Raw genomic sequence first — 22,148 nt, 5'->3', positions numbered from 1 at the left:
AAGCCCTCCTAGACCTTGAAATGTGCGATCAATTGCTGCTGTTTGGCGACCAGGTCGGCCAGCACTTCGCTGCTGCTGGCGGATTCGCGCGCCTCCCGCTCGGTCTCGTATGCCACATCGGCAATACCGGCGATATGACGAGCGACCCCCTGACTGACGGAGATCTGCTCCTGAGCGGCATGGGCCACCTGATCAGCCATCGATTTGATGGCCCCCATCCGATCGGCAATGGATTGCAGCGCCACATCCATCTCGCGAGTCTGCTCGACACAGCTCTGGGTCTGCTCCTGGCTACGCCCCATCACTTCAACCACATGCTTGCTGGAGCTTTGCAGGTTCTCAATCATCCCCTGGATCTCTTCGGTCGAAGTCTGGGTGCGATTGGCCAGCGCCCGTACCTCATCGGCCACCACCGCAAAACCGCGACCTGCATCGCCAGCACGGGCCGCTTCGATGGCGGCGTTCAACGCCAGCAGGTTGGTCTGCTCGGCAATGCTGCGGATCACATCGAGAATGCTGCCGATGTTGTTACTGAATTCCCCAAGTTTGTAGGTGATCCCGACCGCCTCTTCCATGGCGCCAGCCAGCTGCTCGGTGATCCGGCGAGTGGTGGCCACTTTCTGGCGGCCATTGCGCGCCTCTTCATCGGCCAGATCCACTTCCCGCTTGGTGCCATCGGTAGAGCGGGCCACCTCGGTGGCGCTCACTTCCAGCTCGGTAATGGCGGCGGCCACCTGATCGGTCTGGCTCTTCTGCTCTTGTACCCGGGACATGGCCCGTTCGCTGATCTCGGCGGCGCGGCTCGCTTCATCCACCAGATGGCGGGAGCCTGCATTGATTTGAGAGAGCAGCTCGCCGGTCTTGCCCGCCAGCGTATCGATAGAGCGGGAAAGGCTGCCAAATTCGCAACTGCTGCGGTAGTTGATGCGGCGGGTCATGTCGCCGGCCGCCATGTAATCGAGCTCCTTGTTGATCATCTGCAACGGGCGCTGAATGCTGCGCGCAGTGGTATAGCCGATCACCAGCGCGGCTGCGGCCGACATCGCGGCAACCACCAGGATCCAGAAGCTGGCACTGCTGACCGCCGCATCGGCGTTGATCCGGCTGTCGCTGGCAATGGCCCCGGCGGACTTGCCCATCTCATCGAGCAAATGGAGGCTGTTGACCAGACTGGCATCCAGCTGCTGATTTTGCGTGGCCAGCGACAGCGCCAGTTGCTGAGCCTGACGCATGGTTGCCAGCAAGCCCTGAGCGCCAAGTGCCAACTCCTGCATCCGATCCAGATTGGAGACAAACCGCGCTTTCACATCATCGGGCACCAGCACCCGCTCCAGACGCTTGCGGGCCATCTCGATGTCCTTGCTGAGTACCTTTTCCAGCTCGTTCAGGTCGGTTTTGGCATCGGCACGGCGGATATTCTTCAGATCGCGGGCGATACCCGAAGAAATAAGCTCCGCCTTGTTGCGCATGGAGCGCTTGCTGGCGGTCTGTTGCAGCAGCAGATCCGCCGCCCACTGGTAGGTATCCTCAAGGCGGATAAATTCCATCTCCAGCTTGTGGCGCTGCTCCAGCGCGCTGACCCACTGCCGATGCTGGGCCAACACCTGATCAGCCAAGCCATAAAATTGGGTGGTAGCACTCTCGACCTGCTGGAAGCGGGTACGAGCATCCGCTACGTCGGTAAATTTACCCATCTCCTGACTCAGCTGTGCGAAGCGGTTCTGCTGCTCCTTGAACTGATTGGCCAACTGCGGCAACTGGGCGGCATCTTCACTGGTGCGGTAGACCAGCACCCAGCGGTTACTATCCTGCAGTGCCCCCTTGAGACCTGCGACAGCCACTACCAGCGGGGTTGCCCGGTCAGATACGGCAGAGAGGCCGTCATTTATACCCTTGATTTTAAAGGTACTGATCACACCAAGCAGGATCAGCAACAGCAGCATCAACACGAATCCGGCGATGATCCGCTGCACGATAGATAAGCCCATGGAGACATCCTCACTCATTGGGGGAAGGTAAAGTGAACATAGTCACTATCGGCAGGGGTGGCGAATAACTGAAATAAAGCGGCAGGTATTTAATTGATTTGTATCGGGTTGGATCACAGTACAGACAAAATCAGACAACCAAAAAAAGCCCGGCACAAGCCGGGCTGAAAGAGACGTACTTTGCTATCTTCCGCGGTCCGTTCAGAACCGCAGTCAGAATCATTAGAAGCGGTAGCCAACACCCACCATAAAGGCCATCGGGTCGACCTTGGTATTAATGGTGCCAATCGCTGTATGCACATCGGTATCGATATCCATGATCCAGGCTGAACCGTTGACAAACCAGCGGTCAGTGATCGCCATATCGATACCAACTTGTCCGGCAACCCCCCAGGAGTCATCGACTTTGACATCGGTTCCTGACAGTGCACCACGACCCTCTTCATCAAAGAAGGTGGTGTAGTTCACGCCAATACCGACATACGGGCGAACCTTGCTTTGAGCATCGCCAAAATAGTACTGACCCATCAGAGTCGGCGGCAAATGCTTGATCTTGGCAACTTCAGCGCCACCCAGTTTGACTGAATGAGAGAAGGGGGTTGCAGCCAGCAATTCGACACCCCAGTTATCAGTAATCATGTAAGAGAGAGTCAATCCCAATTGCATGTTGTCATTAATTTCCAGCTCTACAGGCGTGCTGCTTTCCTGCGGCGATACAAATGCCAAACCACCACGAACCAGAATATCACCAGCCTGATGGGCCATGGCGAAAGGAGAGGTCACTGCAGCGGCAATCATCAGAGGAAGTAATTTTTTCATCACGTAATCCCTTTTTTTGTTTTCATTTGATGCTGTAAGCCCGCTGACTATATGCCCTTGTAAATGCAAAGTTATTGACTTGGAGCAAAGGTTGCACAGAAATAAATCGATTGGTGTGACATCTTTGCGCGCCATCCAAATCTCGTTGAGCCCCCAGACAACAAGCTGAAATACCTGTTTCGACAGGTTGTAACTACCCGCATCCAGCGCCAAAAGGAGCAAGCAAACCACATCTTATTGCACGGCAGCGCGGCTATTAATTGTTGTTAATATGGGCAAATCAGCGTATTTTTTGCGCCATGCAAGTTACTGGTAAGTAATGGTTTATTTATGAAAAATGAGTCGAAATGGCAAAAGGTGGGGGCCTTTCTCGCGGCCGTGTGGGGAATCGGATCCTTTCTCTTTATCCTGCTCGGTTTTATTGTCGCCCTGGCCTATCTGGTATTGGTACGGCAGGGCTAATCCGGATTGACAGAGTGCAGCAGGGTGATATTCCCCCCTTCGGCAAGCTGTTCCGGAGTCTGGCCCATTCCCTCCGCAGAGAGGGGACCAGCGTAGCCACACCACCGATTTCGCCCGCCGACTTTGGCCTGGTACAGCGCCATGTCCGCCAGTTTGAAGCTATGACTCCAGAATGAATCCGGGTACTCCGGGTGCAACGGATAGCGGCAGAACCCCAGCGACACCGTCAACCAGAGTGGCGCATCCTCTCTGCCAAAGCGGTGCTGAGCGACACGCTGGCGCAGATATTCGACCCGCAGCGCCAACTCTTGCTCGTCATCCACCTGCAACAGCAACAAGAACTCCTCCCCGCCCAGCCGGATGATAGGCTCGCGCTCTCCTGTCACCACCTTGCGCAGCAGATCCGCCAACTGTTTCAGCACCAGATCCCCGATGTCATGGCCAAGGCGGTCATTGATCCGCTTGAAATGATCCAGATCCAGCAGCAATAACAGACAAGGTTTGGCCCGGTTGGCCTGCAACCAGCCATCGAGATAGCGACGATTGAAACAACGGGTCAAGGGGTCGGTGAATGCAGCCATCTCCATCTGGCTGGATTTTTCCAACAAATCATCGTGTTGCTGACTGACCTTGCTGGCCATCTCCTTGAACTTGCCGCTCAGGGTCGCCATCTCGGCGCTGCTGTCGATATAGGGGATCAAGGTGGCATCTGGCCGATCGCCAAAGCGTTGCAGCGCCGACACCAGCTGCTGCAACGGGGTGAGCACAATGCTGTTGAGCCGGTACATGGCGATCATGACGCAGATAAAACTGATAAACAGCATACCAATAAAGGTCCAGAGCGCCCCCTCCATGACGCCACTCAAGATCTTTCTCTCCTCCTCAATCACCAGAGTCAGCACCGGCTGGTTATCGCTGTTGAGCAGTCGCACCTCTCCCCTAAGCCGGGTGAGCCCAAGGTCAATCAGGCGATACGTTATTTGCGGTTTCAGTGGTTTGAAGGTAGCGGTGACATCCAGATTGGCGTGGGAAATCGCCAGAGGCAGCGCGGTACGCTCCGATACCTGCTCGAGATAGGCTTTGTCGAGCCAACGTACAACCAGCAAGAAACCGTTGAACGGTGCCGACTCGTCACTGTTTCTGATCGGCTGCCACGAGTACATCAGCGGCCCCCACTGGGAAGCACGGATCCCGTGCAGATTGATGCCCCCTTGCGCCACCGAGCGCTCCCTTAACTGCTTTTTCAGTTCATCAAGGAAGTAGGGAAACTGATCCGGATTAACCCCCGGCGCATCTGGTAGCAGGGTGCGCGTCCAGATTTCGTAGCCGGTGAGATCCATGAAGCTCATCAGGTTGAGACTAAAATCCCGCATCGGCATATCACTGAACAGGTTGGATTCGATGTACCCCCTGCTTTTGTTGTCCATAAAACGGTGACTGTCATCCCAGATGCCCCAATCCCGACTGAATGCATCCAGAGCGGTCACATCCGCCTGCACCGCCTTGGTCACGCGCAGCAGATGCTCCTTCATTCGCTGCTCTTCAATCCGGCTGGCAGCCGGGATCTGGGCCCACGCCAGCAGGACCAGCAATAGCAGGATCGCCCCCAGCCAGATGGGGAACATGGAGTAAGCCAACTGATGATCAATCGTGCGCGGAACCTGAGCCATAACCCGATATATCCATTACCATGATGCTGAGATGCCAAGCCTGCCCACACTTGACGAGCTTCCCCCTATGCTCCCGATTTTTATAACAAAAAGGGGCCAAAGGCCCCTCGATTATAACGGCTTATCGCGCCAATAGCGGTCGTAAAAAACGAGCTGTATGAGACTCTTTATTGGTGCAAATCTCTTCCGGCGTCCCCGTCACCAGAATGCGGCCACCACCGGCGCCTCCCTCCGGTCCCAAATCGACGATCCAGTCGGCAGTTTTTACCACATCAAGATTGTGCTCGATGATGACGATGGTATTGCCGCGATCCCGCAGCTGGTGCAGCACCTTGAGCAGTTGCTGGATATCGTGGAAGTGCAGCCCGGTGGTCGGCTCATCCAAAATGTAGAGGGTCTGGCCGGTATCCCGCTTGGAGAGCTCCCGCGCCAGCTTGACCCGCTGCGCCTCGCCGCCCGACAGCGTGGTGGCCGACTGGCCGAGACGGATATAGGAGAGGCCCACATCCATCAGGGTCTGCAGCTTGCGCGCCACTGCCGGCACCGGATCGAAGAACTCGCGGGCATCTTCCACCGTCATCTCGAGGATTTCGTGGATGTTCTTGCCCTTGTACTTCACCTCCAGGGTCTCGCGGTTATAGCGCTTGCCCTTGCAGACATCGCACGGCACATAGACATCCGGCAGGAAGTGCATCTCCACCTTGATGACGCCATCCCCCTGACACGCCTCGCAACGGCCCCCTTTAACGTTGAAGGAGAAGCGGCCCGGCTGATAGCCGCGCGAACGCGCCTCCTGGGTGCCGGAGAGCAGCTCGCGGATCGGAGTAAACAAACCGGTATAGGTGGCCGGGTTGGAACGGGGGGTACGGCCGATGGGGCTCTGGTCGATATCCACCACCTTGTCCAGATGCTCCAGCCCTTCCACGCTGCGATAAGGCGCAGGCGTAGACTCGGTCGCCTTGTTCAGCTCACGGTGGGCGATGCGGAACAGGGTGTCGTTGATCAGGGTCGACTTGCCGGAGCCGGAGACGCCGGTGACGCAGGTCATCACGCCGATGGGCAGATCCAGGTTGACGTTGCGCAGGTTGTTGCCGCTCGCCCCCTTGAGTTTCAGCCACTTGCCGGTAAGCGGGGTGCGCTCGGCCGGAATGGCGATCTGCTTGCGGCCGGAGAGGTAGTCACCGGTCAGCGACTCCGGATTGTCGATGATCTGCTGGGGGGTGCCCTGCGCAACAATTTCGCCACCGTGCACACCCGCCCCCGGGCCGATATCGAGCACGTGGTCGGCGAGTCGAATGGCATCCTCGTCGTGCTCCACCACGATCACCGTGTTGCCGAGATCGCGCAGATGGGTGAGGGTCTTGAGCAGCCGCTCGTTGTCACGCTGGTGCAGGCCGATGGAGGGCTCGTCGAGTACATACATCACCCCCACCAGACCGGCACCAATCTGGCTGGCCAGTCGAATGCGCTGCGCTTCACCACCGGAGAGGGTCTCGGCGCTGCGCGACAGGCTCAGGTAGTTGAGACCGACGTTCACCAGGAAGCCGAGCCGCTCGACGATCTCTTTCAATATCTTCTCGGCAATCTGGGCTCGCTGGCCGGTCAGGTTCAACCCTTCGAAGAAGGCGAGCGCATCACCGATGGACTGCTCGGCGATGGCCGGCAGGTTGCGGTTGTCGACGAAGACGTGGCGTGCCTCCTCCCGCAGTCGGCTGCCACCGCAGCTGGTACAGGATTTGTTGGCGATGTATTTGGAGAGCTCTTCACGCACCGAGTTGGACTCGGTTTCCCGGTAGCGTCGCTCCATGTTGTGCAGGATCCCCTCGAACGGGTGCTTGCGCACCACCACGTCGCCGCGGTCGTTCATGTAGCGGAACTCGATCTCGGTGCGACCGGAGCCGCGCAGGATCACCTCCTGGGTCTTGACCGGCAGATCTTCCCACGGGGTTTCCAGATCGAACTTGTAGTGCTCGGAGAGGGATTTGAGCATCTGGAAGTAGTAGAAGCTGCGCTTGTCCCAGCCACGGATGGCGCCGTTGGCCAGACTGATGGCCGGATCGCCGATCACCTTGGCCGGATCGAAATATTGCTGCACCCCGAGGCCGTCGCAGGTCGGGCAGGCACCGGCCGGGTTGTTGAAGGAGAAGATACGCGGCTCCAACTCCGACATGGAGTAGCCACACTCCGGACAGGCGAAGTTGGCGGAGAAGGTCATGGGGGCAACCCCCTCCTCCCCGTCCATCGGCACTACCAGTACGATGCCGCCGGAGAGGGTCAGCGCCGTCTCGAACGACTCGGCCAAACGCAAGGCAAGGTCATCGCGCACCTTGAAGCGATCCACCACCACCTCGATGGTGTGCTTCTTGTGCAGCTCCAGAGTCGGAGGATCTGAGAGATCGCACACCTCGCCGTCGATGCGGGCACGGATGTAGCCCTGGGCCGCCAGATTCTCCAGCAGCTTGGTGTGCTCCCCCTTGCGATCCCGCACCACCGGAGCCAGCAGCATCAGCTTGCTCCCCTCCGGTTGGGCCAGCACCTGATCCACCATCTGGCTGATGGTCTGGGCGGCGAGCGGAATGGCGTGAGTCGGGCAGCGCGGCTCACCGACCCGGGCAAACAGCAAACGCAGGTAGTCGTAGATTTCGGTGATGGTACCGACGGTCGAGCGCGGGTTATGGGAGGTAGACTTCTGCTCGATGGAAATAGCGGGCGAGAGCCCCTCGATATGGTCGACGTCAGGCTTCTCCATCAGGGAGAGGAACTGGCGGGCATAGGCGGAGAGGGACTCCACATAGCGGCGCTGCCCCTCGGCATAGAGGGTATCGAACGCCAGAGAGGATTTGCCCGAACCGGAGAGGCCGGTGACCACGATCAGCTTGTCGCGGGGCAGGGTCAGATTGATGTTCTTGAGGTTGTGGGTGCGAGCACCCCGGACCACGATCTTTTCCATCTTGTTGCACGCTCGATACAGAAACCTGAGCGAGTCAGTATGGCATAGAGACTACTGGATGAATAGACAGTCATGAGATGAAATGCGCATCATCCGGCGCACGCCATCTGCTCTTTTTTCTCCACCAGCAGCCGCTCGTTTTGCCATATCCGGGCGGTGACCTCGACCCGATAGGGGCAACGCAAACCCAGCCCTATTTTGCCAACCGCCATGACCACTCCAGCCTGCAGCGACAGATTACGGCTCTGGCGCTGAGTCGTCCTCCCGGCGGCCCCTTCGCCATACACCAGCAACCTGAAGCTCACCTTCAAGTTGCGCTTGCTGAGCAGCGTCGGTGCAAGTAACAGCCCCTGTTCGCTCTGCACCATATTGAGGGACAAGCGGATCGACGGATCGGGTTCCACCTCGGTGTTTCTTGCGCTTGCTGGTGACGCGACGCGATAAACAAGCATCAACCCACAGAGCAGCACCAATAAAAGAGGGGCCCGCAGGCCCCTGAATACGGAAACAACCATCAGTTGCTACCAGAACCCTGATAGACATAGGCCATGTTATCGCTGCCATAGACAGTCACATTGGCAGTGTTGAGGCTGTCGGTTTGTGCTACGTCGACTTCATTATTGCCACCGCCCATGCCGCCATTGACGTAAACGTTGGCCACGTGTTTTTCACCTAACTGGCTCACGGTGAGCGTGTTTTCGCTCCCCAGATAGGATTCGACCTTGGCGCTGTTCAGTTTCCCATCCTGAGTCACTGTCACCACAGAGTCAGAGTGAGACGCATCGGCATAGGCCCAGTTGTCAGTGCCTTTCTGAGCAACGACCAGCTCGTTGTCCGAGCCCCAGGTCCAGGCTCCTTTGCCCTCAACGCCACGCGCGGCGGCAACCTGGTTGCCAGTGCCGTTCTGGTCAATATCGACCTTGTTGCGACTACCTTCCTCTTGCACTGCATTGGCATAGTTGTCGCTACCCAACTGATCGATAGTGACAGATCCACCCACGCTGCTGGCCAGCTGATCAACCACTGCCTGGTTATTGCTGCCATTCTGAGTGACCTGTGCAGTGTTGCCAGACCCCTGCTGGTTGGTATCGGCCTGGTTGCCATTACCCAGCTGAGTCACGACCGCTGTTTCACCAGTTCCGCTCTGTCTGGCGTTGGCGATGTTGTCGTTACCATTCTGGGTGATGGTCAACAGATCCTCAGAACCTCTCTGCTCAGAGTCGATCTGGTTACGACTCCCGGTCTGGGTCAGAAGGGCGGTTTCACCGGAACCAGCCTGTTTGGCCAGCAGGTTGTTCCCTTGTCCGGCGGTCGCACCAGACTGCTGGGCTGTCACGCTGCCAGCGGTCCCGCTTTGCTCCACCGTTGCCACGTTGGCCAGCCCCAGCTGAGTGACCTCGGCAGTATTGTCATTGCCACTTTGCTTGACGACCGCAGAGGTGCCCTCGTTTGCGCCGTAACCGAAGTTGCTTGTACGTTGTGCGACTAAGGCCGTGTTATTGCCACCCTCTTGAGCCACGCTGGCAACGGCACCATCGGATTCGCGTTGATCGACATCCGCAATATGTCCACCTTCTCCTGACTGGGTAATGGTAGCGCTGGCATAATCAGACCAGTAGTTATTGATCTGCGCGCTGTTACCATCCGCTTGCTGCTCAATCACTGAAATGGCGCCGTTACCATCATCCTGTTTAATGAGAGCATTGTTACTGTCACCGAGCTGGCTCACCCGGGCCGTGGCCTCACCGTTGTAGTACTGCTGGGTAATCGAGGCCTTGTTCAGCAGCCCGCTGGTATCAATGGTCGCGGTCGATTTATTGGTCACCCCCTGCTGCAATACCTCCCCTTCGTTCTGGCCACCGGCTTGCTTGATATCAGCAGTGGAAGCACCGGTATTGCGCTGCTCGGTCGAGGCGAGGTTGCCGTTACCCTGCTGATAGATGGCCGCCTTGTTAGCCGTGCTCTCCTCGACCTGCTGGATGTACGCCAAGTTGCCGGTGGAGAATTGAGCCTGAGTCACCTCAGCCTGATTGCCAGTAGATGCCGCCCAAGCGGTGTTGGTCGCCAGAAGAACTGCCGAGGCAATGATGGTACGTTTAAACATGATTTCCCTCTCGTGCTAATGGTTGAGCCTAGGCTCAGTTGGTTTGAACGACATTTACTTGCTGATTGGCTCCCGTCTGAATAACGGTTGCCGCCAATCCGTTACCGTTTTGCTCGATGCTGGCCTGATTGCCATCACCCAGCTGGATCGCCCGGGCCTGATTGTCTGCCCCTTGCTGACTGATCCAGGCTTCATTGCCGCTGCCTTGTTGCAGCAGCCAAATCCGGTTATTGATGCCCGCCTGATAGAGCTCGGCGCTATTGCCCTCGCCCAGTTGCGCTCCATTGACCCAGTTCTCATCTCCCACCTGGGAGAGCGCCAACTCATTGGCCCACCCCTGTTGCAGCAGGCGCGCCTGATTCAGCTCCCCTTGCTGGGTGAGGTGCAGTTGCTGCTCGCTACCGAGTTGCCACAACAGCGCCTGATTCCCATCGTTCTGCAGACCGGAATCCAACTCGCTTGCCATCGCCAGCTCGTCGAAGACGGCAGGCTCTGCGGCGAGTTGCGGGGCGCCCGATATCAGCAGGAAAAAGAGAGCACTCAACAGGTGTTTCATCGCGCCATCGCCTTGTTGGAAAACGCCCACAGTATCCCTGTCAGACCAGAGGCGGCCTATCAGGCACTCCGCTGATTCGAGGATGAAAAGCGCCGCCCTGTCGCTGAGCAGAAAGTCTTAATTCGTATTCGATGGAGGCCAAAAAAATGCCCTCCACCAGGGAGGGCATTGCACGAGCGGGAAAACTCAAAGTAGCGGGGCATTGTCTTGCAGGTACTCCTGCAGGATCGGATTGTCGATATCCCGCTGGTCAGCCAGTTGCCACAGATTGTCCCGCACGCCATTGGCTATCAGCCGGATCACCCCGGACTCGATAGCCGACATGACACACATCTGTACCGGTTCATTGGTGCTGAAACCGGCCTCGGCCTCCAGCAGGCGCTTGTACTCGACGAAACGGAATACCCCGGCCTGCACCTGTTGCGACAATACGGTCTTGGAGGTGGTGACACTGTTCAGGATCCGGCCTGAACGGATATCGACGGCGCGCAGATTGACCGTCACCTGATCGACCCGATACTCCCCGCTGGCACCGATGCCAAAATACTTGGCCCCCGCCCCGCCGGTTCGCACATTGCTGTCATAGGCGACGATCCCTCCCTCGATCAGGATGTTGGCGGCGACCAGCGAGGGCAGTTGATTGGCATTGTTGCCGGGAACGTTGGGCTTGTTCTGGGCCGCCCGCACAATCTTGCGTTCGGTCAGCAGGTTCTGCAGCCCTTCCCGCTCCAGCGGCACAAACCATTGGGAATCCCACAAAGCCGTACTCAGCATGGCGACCCCACCCTGGGTGACCGCCGTGGAGAAGTTGGACGCCGGTGCAGGCAGGTACTGACCGGTCTGGTCGCGAAAATCGTATACAGCCGCGACAATTTTCCCTTTTGGCTTGGGCAGACTGATCAGCTCCTTGTAAGAGACGGATCGCGGCATCAGGGTTGCCTTCTCATCGGCAACGGGCGAGCCGATATGGGTCGCACAGCCAGCCAGCGCAAGCAGGGGCACTATCAATAACAGTTGTCGTTTCATCGCGCCCTCAGTCGGCAATCAGGCCATTCACTTCGATCATGGTGGTCTGGTTGGTCACCCGGTCGGTGATCGAAACCACCAGAGTGCCATCTTCATCCACCACATTGATGGCAAAATCATCGGTCACCAGACTGCCGCTCTGGCTGCCATCCTTGCCGATATCGGCCAGCAGTTGGCTGATCAGGCGGGATTGCAGGTTGGAGGTCAGGCGATCCAGCGCCGAGGTGCCGCTGCTACCGCTGCCACTGGCGGGATCCTTGTAATCATTCTGCGCATTGGCGGTGCCAAGCAGATGACTGCTGTTGAGAGGGTTACCCCCAAAGCTGGGGTTGACGGGGCGATAGACAAGCTCCGACGCATGGAGCGTTGGCGCTATCAGGGCTGCAACTAGCCATAACCGGGCACGCATGAGAAATATCCTTATAGTTCATCATGTTCCAAATCGAAGGTATCCATGAACAGGGTCGCGATCTTCTGCTGTTCGAGGGTCTGCCTGACCTGTGACCAAGCCAGTTTGGCGCTCTGCTCCTGCTGATTGCGGCCGGGAGAGAGCGCGGTTTTAAAAATCACCTTCCGGTTGTGGGTGATCCAGATCAGGCTGCCCCAGCGAGCTGTCGGGCGCTCATGAATCGTCAGATTTTCTCTGGCATCCGGGTCTTCATCGCTGCGCAATCGGGTAAATTCGTTATAAAAGCCCTGACCGAAACGGGTAAAAGTGCGATCCAGCACCAGACCATCCACATCCAGCCGATCACTCTCCTGCTCCGGCTGTACCGACTCCAGCGGTGCATCGGCCTCGGCCGCCACAACGGTCGTGCAGCCCCAAAACAGCGCGAGGCAACACGCTACAGAGAGCGCTTTCATCAGTGGGAGTCCGGAGCATCGAGATACTCTTTGGCCCAGCTCACCGCCTGGATCCGGTTCTTCACATTCAGCTTTTTAAAGACGTTATAGAGGTGGGATTTGACGGTGTGCTCGCTGACAAACAGGCTGTCGGCGATCTCGACATTGGAGGCGCCCGTCATCAGATAACGGATGATCTCCTGCTCTCTGGCTGTCAGCAGGGTGTCGTTGCGCAGCAGATAACTGTTGCCCTGGCGATAGTATTCGACCAGCTCGCACAGCAGGTGGCGCGGCATCCAGTACTCGCCCAGCAGGATTTTCTGCAACCCGGCAACCAGTCTGTCGAGCGGATCCTGACGGAAAAACAGACCGCAGATCTGCGGCCACATCAGCAGCAGGTCGCGATCCGTCGCAGTGGGAGCATTGAGCAGCACAGTGGTCGCCATGCCAAAGCGTTCGGAGATCGCCCGGTTCCAGCCCAGTGACTGGCCGGAGCGGATATAGTCGAGATCGATGAGAAACAGCGTGCCGTCACACTGGTTATCTAGCTGATTAATCTCGTGGATGAGCTGGACGGGACGGCTCAAATGAGTGATGAGGTATGCAGCAAATGTGCTGGCCTGCACATTATTTTCAGTGACCAGTGCGATCGGGCATGCGGCTTTCATTGTGTGCTCTTCCTTGAACCTGTAAACCACCTAATCTGGCCGACTGAGTCTACCAAGGAGGTATGGGAGCACAATATTAAAAAAGTATGAGAATGGATCTCATAAATATCGTAACCATATGTTTTTAGTCGATTTAAAAGCCGATTCCAATTCGCCAATCGGCCAGGATAACAGGAATATATGGCAGAAATGTGATGCCGGACGCGCCGGAAACAGCTGCAACCCGACCATCACTGCAGCAGGAGCCAACAGTTACCTTTGGCACATCAAGCCGGTTAAGGATGCTGCCAATCCGCTTCGCAACTGTTACTATGACCGTCACATGCGTCTGCGGGACATTGCGCCCCGCACACAGCAACTAATCAGGTATCTAGTCGTGTTGGACCAGGTTTCGACCTGGCCGGTAAATAAGGTGGAAGAGAGATTATGGCCAGTCGAGGCATCAATAAAGTCATTCTGATCGGTAACCTCGGGCAAGACCCGGAAGTACGCTACATGCCGAGTGGCGGTGCTGTGACCAACATTACTCTGGCTACCTCCGAAACCTGGCGCGACAAGCAAACCGGTGAGCAGAAAGAGCGTACCGAATGGCACCGCGTCGTCTTCATGGGCAAGCTGGCCGAAGTGGCTGGCGAGTACCTGAAGAAGGGCTCCCAGGTCTATGTGGAAGGCAAACTGCAAACCCGCAAATGGCAAGATCAGAGCGGCCAGGAGCGCTACACCACTGAAGTGCTGGTCGACAGCTTCACTGGCGTGATGCAGATGCTGGGTGGCCGTCCGCAAGGCGGTCAGGGTATGGGCCAGAACATGGGTGGCCAATCCCAGGGTAACTGGGGTCAGCCACAGCAGAGCATGCCTGCCCAGCAGCCGATGAATCAGCAGCGCCCGGCACCAGCTCCGCAGCAGAGCATGCAGCCGCAAGGCGGTTATGGCCGTCCTGCCCAGCAGCCGCAATCTGCACCGCCGGTATATAACGAGCCGCCGATGGATTTCGACGACGATATCCCGTTCTAAGAACAGAATATTGAAAAGGCCCTGATAACTCAGGGTCTTTTTTTATGCACTCAGGCTGAACCTCTCAGCCCGAAAGGGATATAACGCTTTTTGGTTGCCTCCCCTACAGTGATGGATATTCTCCACAGGAGCGCTTTGTGAAAAGTGCAATGAAACTGCTCACCCCTTTATTGCTAATGCTGACCAGCATGCTCTCCGGCCAGTTGCAGGCAAAGCCACTCAAGGTCGGGGTCAGCTTTGCCATCCCCCCTTATGTCATCGAAGGCGAGAATCGCGGCATTGAGCTGGATCTGCTGAAAGAGGCGTTCGCTGGCAGCGGCTATGAGCCCAGCTTTGAATTTCTGCCGCTGGAGCGCACCTTCCGCCTGTTCGAGTCAGGAAAGCTGGATGCCATCATCAACGTCAGACCCGGTATGGTGGATCCTCACGTTCTGACCCAGCCCGTTATCACCTTCCATAACCGGATCTTCACCCTGCGCAGCACCCACATCAATACTCTGGACGACCTGCATTCAAAACGGGTTACCGCCTTTCAACGGGCAAGGATCATTCTGGGGGGCGCGTTCGCCACCATGGCCAACCAGAATCCCCACTATGAGGAGGTAGCCAAGCAGCAGGTGCAGGTACATCAGCTGATGCGCGGCAGGGTGGATGCAGTCGTACTGGAGGAGCGGGTGTTCTACTACTACCTCGACCAGCTGATCGCCACCGCCCAGGCAGGCGAGCACTACGAGCGCAATCAGGTCAGGCAAGCAGACCTCTTCCCGCCCACCGTCTATCACTTTGCCTTCCGAACGGCCGATGCACGCAATCTGTTTGATAAGCGCCTTGAGGCGATGCGTCAGGATGGTCGTTATCACCAGATTTTCGCGGCTTACGGTGCCACGCCGTGAGCCACAAACATAAAAGCCAGCCGGTAAGGGCTGGCTTTGTACTGGCTCCGAAGGAACAGCAGTAGGGGAGCGTTACTTCATTGCGCTGCCGTTTTTCAGTTCTGCTTTCTGACGTTTGGCTTCGCGTTTCTCTTTCAGTGACATCTGCGGTTTTTTCTTGGCATCTTTGCCGTTGTGATGTTCTTTGTTACTCATCATCAAACTCCAAAAATGTTACCCAGACAGTTGGTTCCTCATGGGAGCCAGCATGCCATCCGAATCATCAACTTCAGTACGCTTGGTGGGATGGTGCAAGACCATCACCAGACCCAGCATACCCTCCAGCGGCATCCGGATCCAGCCTCATTCTCGTCCAAAAGATGTCGCGCGCAGCCCCTTGAGAGGGGAGGCCAAACGACCTCAACAGGAAAGACCAAAAAAGAGTAATTCGCATTATTAAATGTTGTCACACTTATATTAAGCCATCGTTACCTGGATATTTTCACGGATAAATATAAATCCCTCTCATTATTTATTGCCGCTCAAGAGGCCACCATTTTAATCAGCATTCGCAATATCATCGGAAACATCAGGTTACAACACCGAATAGGTTATTTCCGGTCAGCCGGATATAATGCGCGCCGCACCGAAATATCCGTTTTTATTCAGGGAGCTGTACATGAACAGAAAAACCAGAGCCGCCATGGTGTCGGTCTGCTCCAATATCAGTCTGATCATCATGAAAATGGTGGCCGGGTTCGCCAGCGGCTCGGTCAGTATCATCTCGGAGGCGATCCACTCCGCCATGGATCTGGTGGCGGCCCTGATCGCCTTGTTCGCGGTGAAAAAGTCCGATCTCCCGCCTGATGAACGCCACCCCTATGGCCACGACAAGATTGAAAACGTCTCCGGCGTCATCGAAGCACTGCTTATCTTGCTGGCCGCAGGCTGGATCATTTTCGAAGCTGTCGACAAGCTGATCACCCCCAGCCCGATTGAAAGCATTGGCTGGGGCGTGCTGGTGATGGTGATCTCGGCGCTGGTCAACAGCGGCGTCTCTGCCTACCTCTACAAGGTGGCCCGAGAGGAGGAGTCGGTCGCGCTGGCTGCCGATGCGCTTCATCTCAAGGCGGATGTGCTCACCTCCGCCGGGGTCGCCGCCGGTCTTGGCGGGATCTGGCTGGCCGGTCTGTTCGGCCATTCACTCGCCATCCTCGACCCGCTGGTCGCCATTGCGGTCGCCATCTTTATTGTCAGAGAGGCCATCAGCATGCTCAACGAGGCCTTCCAGCCGCTGATAGACCAGAGCATGAGCCCGGAAGAGCTGGCGATGACCAGTCGCATCATCACCGAATGCTGCCCTGCCGCCAGCGGTTTTCACGATCTGCGCAGCCGTCGTGCCGGTCGTCGCCGCCATATCGACTTCCATCTCACCCTGCCCCCGGAGATGAGCATCGGTGAAGCCCACGATATCTGTGATCGCATCGAACACGCCATCATGGCGCAGTTGCCCCACGCCATCGTGCTGATCCACGTCGAGCCGGAGGAACAAGAGCTGCCCTCACCGCTCACCATAAATTGAAATGTGGCAAACAGGCGGGAAAGTGGCAGCGAAATAACGGAAAGTTGGCACAAACCCGCATTTTTACTACCGGAAAGCCGATTGCATAAGAAGTGATCGGCACAACTGTGTTAGGGTGTCTAACCACCCTGCCGCAGGAGCGCGCCGTGAAAAAGCTGGAAATGAAAGATCTGACCGAGGCCGAAAAAGCCGAGATAGCCTTGTTATTGCAAAAGGCACAAGCCAATGCAGACCACCAGCTGACCAACGGAGAGCGGAACAAGATCCGCGAAGAGGGTCGCCTGAAAATTGTGGCGGATCGCGCCGAAGCGGCCAAGGCTGCCTCCAAGCTGGCTCGCGAGAAAGCCAAAGAGCGCGCCAAGAATCAGGTACTGCCGGAAACCTTCAGCTGGATTGATTCGGTCAGCAACAAGTTTCGCAGCAAGCGCTGATCCCTTCTTGCAAAACGCCCGCAGGCACTTGTGCCTGCGGGCGTTTGCATGTCTGGGCGATGCTCGATGAGCCAGATTTGGCGCTGCCATTGATTTGCAACTCAGAAGCTAATCGCAGCAGCAAAGAAGTGATTTACATTGTGAGTTAGAGAAAACGCCAACTGACAATCCCCGTCTCTCGCCACCTTTTCATTTTTTCTCATATTTTTTGCCAGAACTGGCTACATAGTCAGGACAAAAATGCCGAATCTGGTTTGCTACAGGGTGATATGAGTCCTTGTTGATTTTTCTATGCCGTTGAAATGCATCATGTTTACTATAAAAAATGATATTTTTGGCTGTTACAAAACATTAATATCGAGATAAAGTTTGCTTTAAAAATGAGAGCGTGTTTTAATCTTTCTCGATGGTTCGGCAGTTCAGACCTGATTATGTTAGGCAGTCATTTTAGTAAAGCAGTGATTAGCATAAGCGTTATCCTCGGATAATTCTTATCAAATAATTCTCCTTCTTTAGTGCTCCCCATACGTATTGCTGACGAAAAATCAAAAATTGCCATTTAGGTGGCATTCAACACTATTTAAGGAAATTATTATGTCTAACAAAATGACTGGTACCGTTAAGTTCTTCAACGCTGAGAAAGGTTTTGGTTTCATCTCCCCGGCTGACGGCAGCAAAGACGTGTTCGTACACTTCTCAGCTATCCAGTCCACCAGCTTCAAAACCCTGGACGAAGGTCAGCGCGTTGAGTTCACCATCGAGCAAGGCCAGAAAGGCCCGGCTGCTGCCAACGTAGTTGGTCTGTAATTCAAGCCGGAGCATGCTGCTGATGGCTCATGCCAACTGCTGACAGCTCTGCAAGAATTTAAAAAAACCCGCTTCGGCGGGTTTTTTGTTTTTCCCCGCTTTTTCCTCACAGACCTACCCTTCCCAACCACTTGATCCCTGCCTTACACGCTCTCACCGCTTGAGTCTTACAATGAGCTCCGAATGGACTCAAAATGTAAAATAGTGACGAAAAAGTCAGGTTATCCGCTGTATTTGCCGCGAATTCTTGCTATTTTGCGCGCCACCAACGCAAACGATTTCCTTCACACTTTCAGGATTAGTTATGGCAAAGCAAGATATGGCCGCCCAAACAGGGACAGGCGGCTTTCTGGACTCTTATTTTTCCATTTCTGCGCGCGGCAGCAGCGTGCGTCAGGAGCTGGTCGCGGGGCTGACCACCTTCCTGGCGATGGTCTACAGCATCATAGTGGTGCCGAACATGCTGGGTGCTGCCGGCTTTGAGCAGGGCCCGGTGTTTGTGGCCACCTGTTTGATCGCCGCCTTCGGCTCCCTGCTGATGGGGCTGTGGGCCAAGCTGCCGATGGCTATCGGTTGCGCGATTTCCCTCACCGCCTTTACCGCCTTCAGTCTGGTACTGGGTCAGGGACTGAGCATTCCAGTCGCCCTGGGTGCCATCTTCCTGATGGGTGTGCTGTTTACCCTGATCAGCGTCACCGGCGTGCGCCAGTGGATCCTGGATAACCTCCCCTCCGGCATCGCTCACGGAACCGGCATCGGTATCGGTCTGTTCCTGCTGCTGATCGCCACCAACGGCGTTGGCATGGTGATCAAGAACGAAGGGGCCGGTCTGCCGGTTCAACTGGGTGAAGTGACCGCCTTCCCGGTCATCATGACGGTGCTGGGTCTGGCTGCCATCTTCGGTCTGGAGCGTCGCAAGGTGCCGGGCGGCATCCTGATGGTGATCATCGCCATCTCCATCCTCGGCCTTATCTTCGACCCGAAAGTGACCTGGCAGGGCTTCTTCGCCATGCCGAGCCTGACTGGTGAGAAGGGCTCGCTGGTAGGCAGCATGGATCTGCTGGGCGCCCTCAATCCGGTGGTCATTCCGACCGTACTGGCACTGGTGATGACCGCCGTGTTTGACGCCACCGGCACCATCCGTGCCGTGGCCGGTCAGGCTGGCCTCATCAACGAACGTGGCCACATCATCAGCGGCGGCAAGGCCCTGACTGCCGACTCCGTCAGCAGCATGGTGGCAGGTGCCGTAGGTGGTGCTCCGGCTGCCGTCTACATCGAATCCGCCGCAGGCACCGCGGCCGGTGGCAAGACCGGTCTGACCGCAGCGCTGGTCGGCGTGCTGTTCCTGCTGATGATCTTCCTCTCCCCGCTCAGCTATCTGGTACCGGCTTACGCCACCGCACCGGCGCTGATGTATGTCGGTCTGCTGATGCTGGGCAACGTCACCAAGCTGGACTTCAGCGACTCGGTCGATGCCCTCTCCGGCATGCTGTGCGCCGTCTTCATCGTACTGACCTGCAACATCGTGACCGGCATCATGCTGGGCTTCGTGGCGCTGGTCGTTGGCCGCATCTTCGCTGCCGAGTGGAAGAAGCTGAACGTCGGCACCGTCATCATCGCCTTGGCGCTGGTGGTCTTCTATGCCGGTGGCTGGGCCATCTAACCCGTCCACACATTCCGGTTATAGCGAAGGGCCCTGCGGGGCCCTTTTTCATGGCTGTGAGTCAGCTAACAGTTTCCCGCCCGCTTGCCCTGCCCTGTTTCAGATTGAAACGCCGAACCCCCTTATGCTGTTTCAAATCCGAACCAAACAGGCCGTCATTTTTATCCCTTTTTCTGTCGTTAGACTGGCTCCATCAACCATTTGCCCACCCGTGCGGTGGCAAGCCAAGGAGTGAGCCATGAAGAAACTGATCAATGCCGTCGATGCCGTGGTCCGTGAACAACTGATGGGGATGGCAGCCGCCCACCCCGAGCTCAAGGTACGTATCGAACCCCACTACATCACCCGCGCCAACTCCCCCGTGATGGGCAAGGTTGCGCTGGTCTCCGGCGGTGGCAGCGGCCACGAGCCGATGCACGGTGGTCTGGTGGGCAAAGGGATGCTGGATGGCGCCTGCCCCGGCGAGATTTTTACCTCTCCGACGCCGGATCAGATGTACGAGTGCGGTCAGGCCGTTGATGGCGGCGCGGGCGTACTATTTTTGGTGAAGAACTACACCGGCGACGTGCTCAACTTCGAGACTGCGGTCGAGCTGCTGCACGGCGATGGGGTCAAGGTGGGCTTCGCCCTGATCGATGACGACGTGGCGGTCAAAGACAGCCTCTACACCGCCGGTCGCCGTGGGGTTGCCACGACAGTGCTGTGCGAGAAGCTGGTCGGTGCCGCCGCCGAGGCGGGCTACGATCTGGCGCGCTGCGAGGCGCTGGCCCGTCGCATCAACAACCAGAGCCGCACCATAGGCGTGGCAATGCATGCCTGCACCGTGCCTGCCGCGGGCAAGCCCTCCTTCACCCTGGCGGACAACGAGATGGAGTTCGGCGTCGGTATCCACGGCGAGCCGGGCATCGAGCGCCGCCCCTTCACCGACCTCAATACCCTGGTGGACGACATGTTCAGCGAGCTTGCTGACAATACCCCCTATGGCCGCACCCTGCGCCACTGGGATCGCACCAGCGGCAGCTGGCAGGAAGAGCACACCTTTATCGAACCGCTCAACAAAGGCGATCGAGTCATCGCACTGGTCAACAGCCTGGGCGGTACCCCCATCTCCGAGCTCTATGGCGTCTATGGTCGCCTTGCCACTCTGTGCGAAGAGGCGGGCATCCATCTGGTGCGCAACCTCATTGGCCCCTACTGCACCTCCCTCGACATGACCGGCATCTCCATCACATTGCTCAAGGTGGATGATGAGCTGATGACCCTGTGGGATGCCCCCGTTCACACCCCCGCCCTGCGTCGTGGCTGCTAAGGAGAACCCATGTTAAACAAGCATCACATCGTCAACTGGCTGCTCGACTGCGAACACATTTTTACCGAGCAGCGTGACTACCTCACCGCCCTGGATACCGACATCGGCGACGGTGACCACGGCCTCAATATGCAGCGCGGCTTCGCCAAAGTGGCCGAGAAACTGCCCGCAGTGGCGGACAAGGATATCGGTCAGGTACTGAAAACCACCGGCATGACATTGCTCTCCTCGGTCGGCGGCGCCAGCGGCCCGCTCTACGGCACCTTCTTTATCCGGGCGGCAGCCAGCACCGACGCCTGCCAGAGCCTGAGCCTCAGCCAGCTGTGCAAAATGCTAAGCGACGGGGTGGAGGGGATCGTCTCCCGCGGCCGTGCCGAGCCGGGCGACAAGACCATGTGCGATGCCTGGTGGCCAGCACTGGCCGCCCTGCAACAGGCGCAGCAGCAAGAGTTGCCGCTCAATGAAGCGCTGGACAAGGCGGTGGCAGCCGCCGCGGCCGGTACCGAGGCCACCATCCAGATGCAGGCCCGCAAGGGGCGCGCCAGCTATCTTGGCGAGCGCAGCATCGGCCATCAGGATGCCGGGGCCACCTCGACCCTGCTGCTGCTGACCGCCCTGCGTGACAGAGCGAGGTTGTGACATGATCGGAATCGTAGTTGTCTCTCACAGCGCCATGTTGGCGGCCGGTTTGAAAGCGCTGGCCGACCAGCTCGGCAGCCCGGCCCGATTGCTGCTGGCGGCCGGGGTCGATGACCCCGACCACCCCATAGGCACCGATGCCATCGCGGTGATGAGTGCGATTGAAGAAGCGGATGACGGCAGCGGCGTGCTGGTGCTGATGGACTTGGGCAGCGCTCTGCTCAGCGCCGAGACCGCCCTCGAACTGCTGCCCCCCGAGTTAAGCGCGAGGGTGCGGCTCTGTCCGGCCCCGCTGGTCGAAGGTACTCTGGCCGCCGTGGTGGCGGCCGGTTCCGGCCTGACGCTGGACGAGGTGGCCGCCGAGGCGCTCGGCGCGCTGGGTCCGAAACAGGCGATGCTGCCTGCCAGCGCGGCGCAGGCCGCCACCGAGACAGCCCCCGTTGCCGACGACGGCTGGCTGCGCTGCGAAGTGGTGGTGGATAACCCCCACGGCCTGCATGTGCGCCCCGCCGCCCGACTGGTGGCCGCCCTCAAACCCTTTGCAGCTGAACTCAAGCTGCAAAAGGGGGACAAAGAGACCAACCCCCGCAGCCTGACCCGGCTCGCCATGCTCAACGTGCGTCAGGGCGACCAGCTCACCCTGCTGGCGCGCGGCGAGGATGCCAACGCCGCACTGACCTGCTTCCAGCAGCTGGCCGCCGAGCGCTTTGGCGACTGACGCCGCACACCACTGTTTCAAGGGGCT

The 22,148-nt window shown here is 57.6% G+C and carries 21 protein-coding genes; 9 read left to right on the top strand and 12 right to left on the bottom strand.

Annotation, left to right across the window (positions count from 1 at the left end; genetic code table 11):
* Positions 1 to 8: 8 nt before the first annotated feature.
* The 11 genes from ACTG2B_RS02465 to ACTG2B_RS02415 form a co-directional block, all read right to left on the bottom strand.
* Complete coding sequence (locus ACTG2B_RS02465) at positions 9 to 1,988, bottom strand: HAMP domain-containing methyl-accepting chemotaxis protein (protein ID WP_439995144.1); 1,980 nt, start codon at positions 1,986 to 1,988, stop codon at positions 9 to 11.
* Between the two features lie 222 nt (positions 1,989 to 2,210).
* Positions 2,211 to 2,807 (bottom strand): OmpW family outer membrane protein, encoded by a 597-nt coding sequence (locus ACTG2B_RS02460; protein ID WP_005340187.1) that lies wholly within the window; start codon positions 2,805 to 2,807, stop codon positions 2,211 to 2,213.
* 458 nt (positions 2,808 to 3,265) lie between these two features.
* Positions 3,266 to 4,939, bottom strand: coding sequence for a diguanylate cyclase (locus tag ACTG2B_RS02455; RefSeq protein ID WP_439995143.1), 1,674 nt, complete (start codon positions 4,937 to 4,939; stop codon positions 3,266 to 3,268).
* 121 nt (positions 4,940 to 5,060) lie between these two features.
* Positions 5,061 to 7,889, bottom strand: coding sequence for an excinuclease ABC subunit UvrA (uvrA, locus tag ACTG2B_RS02450; protein WP_331377687.1), 2,829 nt, complete (start codon positions 7,887 to 7,889; stop codon positions 5,061 to 5,063).
* An 89-nt stretch (positions 7,890 to 7,978) separates the two neighbouring features.
* Positions 7,979 to 8,293, bottom strand: a complete 315-nt coding sequence (gene csgH / locus ACTG2B_RS02445; protein WP_439995142.1) for a curli-like amyloid fiber formation chaperone CsgH — start codon at positions 8,291 to 8,293, stop codon at positions 7,979 to 7,981.
* Between the two features lie 110 nt (positions 8,294 to 8,403).
* Positions 8,404 to 9,993, bottom strand: coding sequence for a curlin (locus ACTG2B_RS02440; protein WP_439995141.1), 1,590 nt, complete (start codon positions 9,991 to 9,993; stop codon positions 8,404 to 8,406).
* Positions 9,994 to 10,027: 34 nt separating this feature from the next.
* On the bottom strand, positions 10,028 to 10,549 hold the full coding sequence (locus ACTG2B_RS02435) for a curlin (protein WP_042080925.1): 522 nt from the start codon (positions 10,547 to 10,549) through the stop codon (positions 10,028 to 10,030).
* A 186-nt stretch (positions 10,550 to 10,735) separates the two neighbouring features.
* Positions 10,736 to 11,575: a CsgG/HfaB family protein gene (locus tag ACTG2B_RS02430; RefSeq protein WP_005355003.1), complete on the bottom strand. Its 840-nt coding sequence runs from the start codon at positions 11,573 to 11,575 to the stop codon at positions 10,736 to 10,738.
* 7 nt (positions 11,576 to 11,582) lie between these two features.
* The gene (locus ACTG2B_RS02425) at positions 11,583 to 11,984 is read right to left on the bottom strand and encodes a curli assembly protein CsgF (RefSeq protein WP_019445195.1); all 402 of its coding nucleotides are present in this window, start codon (positions 11,982 to 11,984) and stop codon (positions 11,583 to 11,585) included.
* An 11-nt stretch (positions 11,985 to 11,995) separates the two neighbouring features.
* The gene (locus tag ACTG2B_RS02420; protein ID WP_201958546.1) at positions 11,996 to 12,439 is read right to left on the bottom strand and encodes a curli production assembly/transport protein CsgE; all 444 of its coding nucleotides are present in this window, start codon (positions 12,437 to 12,439) and stop codon (positions 11,996 to 11,998) included.
* Complete coding sequence (locus tag ACTG2B_RS02415; RefSeq protein WP_064339305.1) at positions 12,439 to 13,086, bottom strand: LuxR C-terminal-related transcriptional regulator; 648 nt, start codon at positions 13,084 to 13,086, stop codon at positions 12,439 to 12,441. The genes ACTG2B_RS02420 and ACTG2B_RS02415 overlap by 1 nt, the downstream gene beginning before the upstream one ends.
* Positions 13,087 to 13,512: 426 nt before the next feature.
* Here ACTG2B_RS02415 and ACTG2B_RS02410 point away from each other — a divergent pair, with 426 nt between their 5' ends.
* Positions 13,513 to 14,100, top strand: coding sequence for a single-stranded DNA-binding protein (locus tag ACTG2B_RS02410; protein WP_069529269.1), 588 nt, complete (start codon positions 13,513 to 13,515; stop codon positions 14,098 to 14,100).
* Between the two features lie 149 nt (positions 14,101 to 14,249).
* Positions 14,250 to 14,993: a substrate-binding periplasmic protein gene (locus ACTG2B_RS02405; RefSeq protein WP_103251932.1), complete on the top strand. Its 744-nt coding sequence runs from the start codon at positions 14,250 to 14,252 to the stop codon at positions 14,991 to 14,993.
* A gap of 72 nt (positions 14,994 to 15,065) precedes the next feature.
* Here ACTG2B_RS02405 and ACTG2B_RS02400 read toward each other — a convergent pair whose 3' ends face one another.
* Entirely contained in the window at positions 15,066 to 15,188 is a 123-nt protein-coding gene (locus ACTG2B_RS02400) for a hypothetical protein (protein ID WP_005306071.1), read from the bottom strand.
* Positions 15,189 to 15,651: 463 nt separating this feature from the next.
* On the opposite strand from ACTG2B_RS02400, the gene ACTG2B_RS02395 reads away from it, so the two are divergent.
* From ACTG2B_RS02395 to dhaM, 7 genes are all read left to right on the top strand, one after another.
* Positions 15,652 to 16,554, top strand: coding sequence for a cation diffusion facilitator family transporter (locus ACTG2B_RS02395; RefSeq protein ID WP_439995140.1), 903 nt, complete (start codon positions 15,652 to 15,654; stop codon positions 16,552 to 16,554).
* A 146-nt stretch (positions 16,555 to 16,700) separates the two neighbouring features.
* Positions 16,701 to 16,985, top strand: coding sequence for a DUF3811 domain-containing protein (yjbD, locus tag ACTG2B_RS02390; RefSeq protein WP_005340165.1), 285 nt, complete (start codon positions 16,701 to 16,703; stop codon positions 16,983 to 16,985).
* A 594-nt stretch (positions 16,986 to 17,579) separates the two neighbouring features.
* Positions 17,580 to 17,792 carry a transcription antiterminator/RNA stability regulator CspE gene (cspE, locus tag ACTG2B_RS02385; RefSeq protein WP_005316548.1) on the top strand — a complete coding sequence of 71 codons (213 nt, stop codon included), beginning with the start codon at positions 17,580 to 17,582 and terminating at the stop codon, positions 17,790 to 17,792.
* A 304-nt stretch (positions 17,793 to 18,096) separates the two neighbouring features.
* Positions 18,097 to 19,455 (top strand): NCS2 family permease, encoded by a 1,359-nt coding sequence (locus ACTG2B_RS02380; RefSeq protein ID WP_005355011.1) that lies wholly within the window; start codon positions 18,097 to 18,099, stop codon positions 19,453 to 19,455.
* Between the two features lie 238 nt (positions 19,456 to 19,693).
* A complete protein-coding gene (gene dhaK, locus ACTG2B_RS02375; protein WP_439995139.1) occupies positions 19,694 to 20,764 on the top strand; it encodes a dihydroxyacetone kinase subunit DhaK in 1,071 nt (356 codons plus the stop codon).
* 9 nt (positions 20,765 to 20,773) lie between these two features.
* Positions 20,774 to 21,403 carry a dihydroxyacetone kinase subunit DhaL gene (gene dhaL, locus ACTG2B_RS02370; RefSeq protein WP_439995138.1) on the top strand — a complete coding sequence of 210 codons (630 nt, stop codon included), beginning with the start codon at positions 20,774 to 20,776 and terminating at the stop codon, positions 21,401 to 21,403.
* 1 nt (position 21,404) lies between these two features.
* A complete protein-coding gene (gene dhaM, locus ACTG2B_RS02365) occupies positions 21,405 to 22,121 on the top strand; it encodes a dihydroxyacetone kinase phosphoryl donor subunit DhaM (protein ID WP_439995137.1) in 717 nt (238 codons plus the stop codon).
* Positions 22,122 to 22,148 lie beyond the last annotated feature (27 nt).

This window comes from Aeromonas sp. 30P (genome assembly GCF_051919805.1).
Lineage (GTDB): Bacteria > Pseudomonadota > Gammaproteobacteria > Enterobacterales > Aeromonadaceae > Aeromonas > Aeromonas veronii.
Note: the sequence above shows the minus strand (reverse complement) of the source record. Positions and strands in the feature narration are given on the sequence as shown.

Bases quoted from the DNA above. Each gene is read 5' to 3' on its own strand.
- ACTG2B_RS02380 (WP_005355011.1), top strand. From the start codon at position 18,097: ATGGCAAAGCAAGATATGGCCGCCCAAACAGGGACAGGCGGCTTTCTG.
- cspE (WP_005316548.1), top strand. From the start codon at position 17,580: ATGTCTAACAAAATGACTGGTACCGTTAAGTTCTTCAACGCTGAGAAA.
- ACTG2B_RS02420 (WP_201958546.1), bottom strand. From the start codon at position 12,439: ATGAAAGCGCTCTCTGTAGCGTGTTGCCTCGCGCTGTTTTGGGGCTGC.
- ACTG2B_RS02435 (WP_042080925.1), bottom strand. From the start codon at position 10,549: ATGAAACACCTGTTGAGTGCTCTCTTTTTCCTGCTGATATCGGGCGCC.
- ACTG2B_RS02440 (WP_439995141.1), bottom strand. From the start codon at position 9,993: ATGTTTAAACGTACCATCATTGCCTCGGCAGTTCTTCTGGCGACCAAC.
- dhaK (WP_439995139.1), top strand. From the start codon at position 19,694: ATGAAGAAACTGATCAATGCCGTCGATGCCGTGGTCCGTGAACAACTG.
- ACTG2B_RS02465 (WP_439995144.1), bottom strand. From the start codon at position 1,988: ATGGGCTTATCTATCGTGCAGCGGATCATCGCCGGATTCGTGTTGATG.
- ACTG2B_RS02430 (WP_005355003.1), bottom strand. From the start codon at position 11,575: ATGAAACGACAACTGTTATTGATAGTGCCCCTGCTTGCGCTGGCTGGC.
- ACTG2B_RS02395 (WP_439995140.1), top strand. From the start codon at position 15,652: ATGAACAGAAAAACCAGAGCCGCCATGGTGTCGGTCTGCTCCAATATC.
- uvrA (WP_331377687.1), bottom strand. From the start codon at position 7,889: ATGGAAAAGATCGTGGTCCGGGGTGCTCGCACCCACAACCTCAAGAAC.
- dhaL (WP_439995138.1), top strand. From the start codon at position 20,774: ATGTTAAACAAGCATCACATCGTCAACTGGCTGCTCGACTGCGAACAC.
- ACTG2B_RS02410 (WP_069529269.1), top strand. From the start codon at position 13,513: ATGGCCAGTCGAGGCATCAATAAAGTCATTCTGATCGGTAACCTCGGG.
- ACTG2B_RS02455 (WP_439995143.1), bottom strand. From the start codon at position 4,939: ATGGCTCAGGTTCCGCGCACGATTGATCATCAGTTGGCTTACTCCATG.
- ACTG2B_RS02400 (WP_005306071.1), bottom strand. From the start codon at position 15,188: ATGAGTAACAAAGAACATCACAACGGCAAAGATGCCAAGAAAAAACCG.
- ACTG2B_RS02405 (WP_103251932.1), top strand. From the start codon at position 14,250: ATGAAACTGCTCACCCCTTTATTGCTAATGCTGACCAGCATGCTCTCC.
- ACTG2B_RS02460 (WP_005340187.1), bottom strand. From the start codon at position 2,807: ATGAAAAAATTACTTCCTCTGATGATTGCCGCTGCAGTGACCTCTCCT.
- ACTG2B_RS02425 (WP_019445195.1), bottom strand. From the start codon at position 11,984: ATGCGTGCCCGGTTATGGCTAGTTGCAGCCCTGATAGCGCCAACGCTC.
- ACTG2B_RS02415 (WP_064339305.1), bottom strand. From the start codon at position 13,086: ATGAAAGCCGCATGCCCGATCGCACTGGTCACTGAAAATAATGTGCAG.
- dhaM (WP_439995137.1), top strand. From the start codon at position 21,405: ATGATCGGAATCGTAGTTGTCTCTCACAGCGCCATGTTGGCGGCCGGT.